The sequence below is a fragment of the Flavobacterium sp. genome, from assembly GCF_040382755.1.
Taxonomy (GTDB): Bacteria; Bacteroidota; Bacteroidia; order Flavobacteriales; family Flavobacteriaceae; genus Flavobacterium.
On the sequence record NZ_JBEIET010000016.1, the window covers coordinates 24,046 to 30,142 of the forward strand.

6 protein-coding genes are annotated in these 6,097 nt (G+C 33.3%); all 6 read right to left on the bottom strand.

The window, feature by feature from the left end; genetic code table 11:
- Nucleotides 1-2 precede the first annotated feature (2 nt).
- The 6 genes from rfbD to ABWO04_RS03175 all read right to left on the bottom strand — a co-directional run bounded on the left by rfbD (nt 3) and on the right by ABWO04_RS03175 (nt 6,096).
- Nucleotides 3-854, bottom strand: a complete 852-nt coding sequence (gene rfbD / locus ABWO04_RS03150; RefSeq protein ID WP_353077235.1) for a dTDP-4-dehydrorhamnose reductase — start codon at nt 852-854, stop codon at nt 3-5.
- Entirely contained in the window at nt 848-1,399 is a 552-nt protein-coding gene (gene rfbC, locus ABWO04_RS03155; protein WP_353077236.1) for a dTDP-4-dehydrorhamnose 3,5-epimerase, read from the bottom strand. Before rfbC ends, rfbD begins: the two co-directional genes overlap by 7 nt.
- A gap of 106 nt (nt 1,400-1,505) precedes the next feature.
- A complete protein-coding gene (gene rfbA, locus ABWO04_RS03160; protein ID WP_353077237.1) occupies nt 1,506-2,363 on the bottom strand; it encodes a glucose-1-phosphate thymidylyltransferase RfbA in 858 nt (285 codons plus the stop codon).
- 82 nt (nt 2,364-2,445) lie between these two features.
- On the bottom strand, nt 2,446-3,459 hold the full coding sequence (gene rfbB, locus ABWO04_RS03165; protein WP_353077238.1) for a dTDP-glucose 4,6-dehydratase: 1,014 nt from the start codon (nt 3,457-3,459) through the stop codon (nt 2,446-2,448).
- Nucleotides 3,459-4,415: a hypothetical protein gene (locus ABWO04_RS03170; protein ID WP_353077240.1), complete on the bottom strand. Its 957-nt coding sequence runs from the start codon at nt 4,413-4,415 to the stop codon at nt 3,459-3,461. The genes rfbB and ABWO04_RS03170 overlap by 1 nt, the downstream gene beginning before the upstream one ends.
- 4 nt (nt 4,416-4,419) lie before the next feature.
- Nucleotides 4,420-6,096: a DUF6909 family protein gene (locus ABWO04_RS03175; RefSeq protein ID WP_353077242.1), complete on the bottom strand. Its 1,677-nt coding sequence runs from the start codon at nt 6,094-6,096 to the stop codon at nt 4,420-4,422.
- Nucleotide 6,097 lies beyond the last annotated feature (1 nt).

The window sequence follows — 6,097 nt, forward strand, 5'->3', positions numbered from 1 at the left end:
TTTTATTTTTTTAACTGTTCTTGCCAATTTGAAATAGTAATTCCAAAAACCTTTTTTATTTTACTTTTATCTAAAACACTATAAGCGGGTCTTTTTGCAGGTGTTGGATATGAGGTTGTTGGGATAGCTTGTAAATTTATGGAAATGTTATTTACTTTAAATATTTCTTTGGCAAAATCGTACCAAGAACATTGACCTTCGTTACTGAAGTTGTAAATTCCATATCGGTATTGGGTGTTGGGTATTGGGTGTTGGGTGCTAATAATAGTTAACAAACATTCTGCTAAATCCACAGCGTTTGTTGGTGTGCCAATTTGGTCTGAAACTACCGATAAACTATCTCTTTCCGATGCCAATCGCAACATTGTTTTCATGAAATTATTTGCAAATTGCGAATATACCCAAGATGTTCTAATAATAAAATGCTTTTCCCAAGTGTTTTGTATAGCTTGTTCACCTTGTAATTTGGTTATTCCGTAAACGCCTGTTGGATTTGGAACAGCGCCTTCTGAATAAGGTTGATTTGCTATGCCGTCGAAAACAAAATCGGTTGAAACGTGCAATAAAACGGTGTTGTGCGCTTTACAAACGGAAGCTAAATTTTGCGCTCCTGTAACATTTATAGCATATGCTTTTTCTGATTCCGTTTCCGCTTTGTCAACAGCTGTATAAGCAGCTGCATTAATGCAAAATTGAGGTTTATATTTTTCAAAAACAGACTCGCAATTTGACGAATCTGTAATATTTAACTCTGATGAAGAACAAAACACAAAATCGATTGAAGGATAATTTCCAACAACCGACCGTATAGCTTGTCCTAATTGTCCGTTTGCGCCTGTTACTAAAACTACCATGCTTTTTTTGCGTTGTCTAAAGTGGGTAATATTTGATCTTTTTCTGAAATAATTAATTGTTCGTAAGGAAAATTCCAATCTATATTTACAGTAGAATCGTTATAAATTAATCCCCCTTCACTTTCTTTATTGTAGAAATTATCGCATTTGTAAAAGAAAGTCGCCGTTTCGCTTAATACTAAAAAACCATGAGCAAAACCTCTTGGAATAAAAAATTGTTTTTGGTTCTCTTCCGATAAATAAACCGCTTCATATTGGCCAAAAGTCTCGGAATTAGGTCTTAAATCTACTGCAACATCTAATACTTCACCTTGTAAAACACGCACTAATTTAGCTTGTGCATGTTCTCCGGTTTGATAATGTAATCCTCGTAAGACTCCTTTTGAAGAAAAGGACTGATTGTCTTGTACAAAAGTTACTTTTTGACCTATACCTTTATAAAAAGTGTTCTCATTGAAGCTCTCCATAAAATAGCCGCGGTCATCTTGTATTACATTTGGCTCTAAAATAAAACAGCCTTTTAATTTTGTTTCTATAAATTTCATGTGTTCAATTTGTCAATTAGACAATGTTCAATGTGCCAATGTTCAATGTGCCAATGTTCACGTACAACTAATTAATTGACATATTGGCTAATTGACAAATTGAGTATTAAATTATGCTCATTAAATGTGTTCCGTAGCCGCTTTTTAGTAATGGTTCGGCTAGTTTTTTTAATTGTTCTGCATTGATGAAACCCATTTTATATGCTGCTTCTTCAATAGCGCCGATTTTTAGTCCTTGGCGTTCTTCAATGACCTGAACAAATTGCCCAGCTTGCATTAACGACTGGAATGTTCCGGTGTCTAACCAAGCCGTTCCTCTGTCTAAAATACTAACTTTTAATTTACCTTGTTCTAAATAGGCTTTATTAATATCGGTAATTTCTAATTCACCACGGTGACTTGGTTGTATGTTCGCTGCAATTTCTATTACGGAATTATCGTAAAAATAAATCCCTGGAACGGCATAATTTGATTTCGGCTCTGTTGGCTTTTCTTCAATTGAAAGTACTTTACCTGTGGTATCAAATTCTACTACACCATAACGTTCAGGATCGTGTACGTGGTAAGCATATACAATTCCTCCATCTGGATTGTTGTTGGCTTGAAGTAATTCGGCCAATCCAGTTCCGTAAAATATATTGTCGCCCAAAACTAAGGCTACTTTGTCGTTACCCACAAATTCTTTTCCGATAATAAATGCTTCGGCTAAACCGTTTGGGTGTTCCTGTACCGCATATTCAAATCTACATCCTAAACTGCTTCCGTCACCTAATAAATGTTGAAATAACGGCAAGTCATGCGGTGTAGAAATAATTAATATTTCGTTGATTCCTGCCCACATCAAAGTTGATAAGGGATAGTAAATCATGGGTTTGTCATAAATTGGCATTAATTGTTTACTTACCGCTAATGTTAACGGGTGTAATCTTGTTCCTGAGCCTCCGGCTAATATAATTCCTTTCATAATCTTAATTTGTCAATTAGGCAATATTCAATGTGCCAATTTAATTATAATATTCAATGAGCTAATGTTTTCAAATACTCAATTAATTGGCAAATTTACCAAGATACCATTCAATTGTTTTTTTAATTCCTGTTTCGAAATTTTCATCTGCTTTCCATCCTAGTTCTGTTTCGATTTTTGTAGCGTCGATAGCATAACGTAAATCGTGACCAGGACGGTCTTTTACAAAGGTAATTTGGTCTTGGTATTTACCTGTTGCTTTAGGTTTTAATTGGTTTAAGATGTTACAAACAGTATCTACAATTTGTAAATTATTGCGTTCGTTTCTTCCTCCAATATTGTAGGTTTCTCCAGATCTTCCCGTTTTGAAAGCTAATTCAATTCCTTTACAGTGGTCTAAAACATATAACCAATCGCGTACGTTTTTTCCGTCACCATAAATTGGAATATTTTCTCCAGTTAATGCTTTACGAATAATGGTAGGAATTAACTTTTCGTTGTGTTGTTTTGGACCGTAATTATTTGAACAGTTTGAGGTAACCACATTCATTCCGTAGGTATGAAAATAGCTACGAACAATCATATCTGAACCCGCTTTTGAAGCAGAATAAGGACTATTTGGCGCATAAGGTGTAGTTTCTTCAAATAAACCTGTTTCACCTAGCGTTCCGTATACCTCATCAGTTGAAACATGGTGAAAACGAGAAGTAGTAAATTCTGATTTGTATTGATTTGGCGCTGTCATCCATAACTTTCTTGCCGTGTCTAATAAATTAAATGTTCCTAAAACATTGGTTTTAATAAATGCTTCAGGGCCCGAAATAGAATTGTCTACATGACTTTCTGCGGCGAAATGAATGACATCATGAAATTGATATTTATCAAATAAATTTTTAATGAATTCTCCATCAACAATATCACCTTTCACAAATGTATAGCGTTCGTGATTTTCAACTTCTGATACGTTTTCTAAATTTCCTGCATAGGTTAATGCGTCTAAATTTACCAAATGATAATCAGGATTATTCTCTATAAAATAAGGGACAAAATTTGCTCCAATAAATCCGGCTCCGCCAGTTACTAAAATGTGTTTCATTATGCTTTAATTCTTTGTTTTTGTTGTTTATATACTTTTGAAAACCAATATCCTAATAGATAAAACAAAACCAATAATAAAGGTAAAATAAATTTCATTTTATTATTTGCTCCGTTTGTATTCATTTGGTTTATTGAAATGTCAATATCTTTAATTAATTTTTCAAACTCTAATCGGTTGGTTGATAGTTTCTGATTTTCTTTAATTAAATCGTCTTTTTTCTGAATAAGGTCGCTCAATCCTGTGTTTTCGGAAATTAAAACGCCGCTACCTGACTTACTTTGGTTTAGACTTATAATAATTTGATCAATTTGAGAAATAATTATCTTATTAGCAGCTAATTTTTCTTCTAAATTGTGTTGTTGAATTTTTTGAAGTTTAATAAAATATTCCGACTGTTGTAAATAATTTAATATAGGATCTATCAAGTCTTTTTTCTGAAATGCAGTAGCGGTTTTAATGTTTATACTGTGTAAATAATAGTTTTTACTAGTGGTTTGATCTTGAAGAATTTTTTCAATATCTCCATTTTCTGCCATTAATTTTATAAAATCAAAATTATTTTTATATTCTTCCGCATTGATAAAATCATAAATTCCATTTACGGGTTGAATTTCGATAGAAATAAAATCTTCAATATTTTTAATTCCAATTTTAGTAAAAAAAGCCTCGTCTTTTTCTTTTAATTTTAAAGTAATTAAATCAATTTTATCATATAAATACTCGTTACTACCAAAATTAGGAATCACCACAATATCATTTGTATAGTTAGGCTCTTTATCTAAATAAAAACCTAAACCGGCCCCAATAACCAATAAAACAAATACAATTAAAAATTTCTTTTGTATAAAAAACAACAAATCGAAACATCTGTTTACCGCTTTTTGAAACCCTTTTGAAATGCTTTTTCCAATTTGGCTTACATCAATTTCCTGCTCTTGAGAATTTGTGGTCATATTCTTAGTTTACGTTAAAAATTTGTTCTAATATTTTAATGGTAATTAAATACGTTGGTTTTACGCCAGTGGTTCCTAAACCTCCAGAAGCTAATGTGCTTCCTGTTTCTAAAGGATTGTCTGAGGCGTAATAGGCATATCTTACTTTTACATTGGTGTTTATGCTTTTTCTAATTCTTGAAGCAGATTGAATGGCTTTTTGATAATACGAGCCTTCCATTTCAAGACCGATAGCTTCCCAGGTTGATTCGTGGAAAAATTTTAGTAAATCTCTATTTTGTAAAGACGTTCCTAAAACCGTTATCATAGGTCCTGAAAAAACAGGTATTCCATTTCCTTCGAACATTTCTTTTGTAAGTTCGTTTTCGAAATGATAATTATCTGCGGTTCCTTCATTTACGTGTGCGTTTGGAATCATAATATCGCCTTTTCCGCCTTCTAAAATTCCAGCTTTACCCATTATAGAAACCGATTCCACATTTAAAAGTGTCTTGGTTTTATCAACTTTGTAAGGCTTTAAAAGCTCATCAATAGTTTCGTACGCTTGCTCTCCAAATGCATAATCCATTACAATAAGTACTGGTTTTTCTTTTAAAACTGCCGATGGAAAAGCTGTTTTTTTCCAATCGAATTTTGCAGTGTCAAAAATCTGCACATCAATATTTGTTCCCGAAGTGTCTGGTAATGAAATCATTCCTTGCTGCAAAGCCACTTCTTCCACTTTTTTACGTAACTCTTTGTGAGAAGACGAACTTAAGTCTTCATAAATTTGAAACGCCTCTTTTCCTTTATATTTTGCGGCTAAAACCGCAGGTGCAAAAACAGAATTCATTACACTGTGCATATTCGCACTAATTATATGAATCGGTCTTTCTAATAAATTATTTTTGCTAAGTGTTTCTTTGATGTTATTTGCCCAAATTTCACCATAAATATGATGCCCTAATCTTTCTCTTAAAATTGGACTAAAAGTAATCGTGCGCTTGTTATTATCTACAATTTCTTCAATTGCAATTTTTCCTAACCAATATATAATTTGTAAAAAACGCTCTGGCGCTTCAGTTGTGGCAAACCCATCATAAATATCTTGCACTTCAGCAAAGGTTCTTCCTAAAACATTAGACAAGTGCGACATCGCAATTTCTCTGTCTACAGGTGTCAGTTTTTTAGTTTGAAGGGCGAATTGTTCCAATTTTTGCCAATCGCGAGATACCAAACCTTCATCGTCAATTAAAACTCTATCTTTAATTTTATGCGATTCGATAAAAATAAACGTAAGGTGTGTTAGAATATCGTAAATATCTGAACGGCCACGTGTAATCTCAATATTCATTTGTTCGTCATCTATACGATAACAATTTCTTCTTCTTTTTGGAGGAACGATGGCTTTAAAGTGCGAATTCGCATAGCCTTCATCCGACGTTAAATTGATATAACGACATTGCTCGATACCTACTGGCAAACGCTCAATGACGTATAATAATCCGTTTAACTCTACTTTTTCCTCTGCAATGGAACCATAAATTTCTGGTCGTAAGGACAATAAAGCTTCACGTAAGGTTTCTCCTGAAACACCCATTGGTTTGTAAAAACCTCTGTTAAATAAGTGTCGCATAGTAATGTACAATCGTTCGATAGCTGCCGACGATTCTTGCGCCCGAGAACGCGAAATGTTTTTAATG

Bases quoted from the DNA above. Each gene is read 5' to 3' on its own strand.
- rfbC (WP_353077236.1), bottom strand. From the start codon at position 1,399: ATGAAATTTATAGAAACAAAATTAAAAGGCTGTTTTATTTTAGAGCCA.
- ABWO04_RS03170 (WP_353077240.1), bottom strand. From the start codon at position 4,415: ATGACCACAAATTCTCAAGAGCAGGAAATTGATGTAAGCCAAATTGGA.
- rfbB (WP_353077238.1), bottom strand. From the start codon at position 3,459: ATGAAACACATTTTAGTAACTGGCGGAGCCGGATTTATTGGAGCAAAT.
- rfbA (WP_353077237.1), bottom strand. From the start codon at position 2,363: ATGAAAGGAATTATATTAGCCGGAGGCTCAGGAACAAGATTACACCCG.
- rfbD (WP_353077235.1), bottom strand. From the start codon at position 854: ATGGTAGTTTTAGTAACAGGCGCAAACGGACAATTAGGACAAGCTATA.